The 496-nt window shown below is 60.1% G+C and carries 1 protein-coding gene; it reads right to left on the reverse strand.

The annotated features are described in order from the left end of the window. Nucleotides 1–496, reverse strand: a 496-nt coding sequence (locus G6Q29_RS21555; protein WP_165467006.1) for an MFS transporter, incomplete at both ends; no start/stop codon positions are given.

The following is a 496-nucleotide window of genomic DNA, read 5'->3' on the forward strand; positions in this document are numbered from 1 at the left end:
AGCACCGTATAGGCGATGACCACGCCGAGCGTGCTGAACCAGGGCAGCAGCACCACGGCAATCGCCGGCGCAAGGAAGTTAGACAGACCGGCTGACAGGTTATACACCGAAATCGCCGCACCCTTGTGCCGCGGCTCCAGCGCCGGGAATACCGCCGCCATCGGTACAAAGGCCGCCACGAAAATCCCCAGCGCGATGGCCGGCACCAGCGCCATGGCAAAGTTATGCCCGAAGTGCTGCGGAATGTAGTAGAACGCCAGGCTCGAGAGCGCCATCCCGATGCAGCCAAACCAGCGCACCACCCGCATCCAGCCCATTTTTTCCGCCACCACGCCCCAGAAGACGTTCGAGAAGATGGTGGTGAAGAAGAATACCGCCCAGACCTGAAGCCACTCGGAGGTGGTGAAGCCCAGCTCGTCAACAAACATCATCGGCATGATGACGGCAAACCCGAACAGGGAGAGAGTGTTGATAATACGCACCATGCTGGAGAGCA

The sequence above is a fragment of the Enterobacter cloacae genome, assembly GCF_011078175.1.
GTDB classification, from domain to species: domain Bacteria; phylum Pseudomonadota; class Gammaproteobacteria; order Enterobacterales; family Enterobacteriaceae; genus Enterobacter; species Enterobacter cloacae_Q.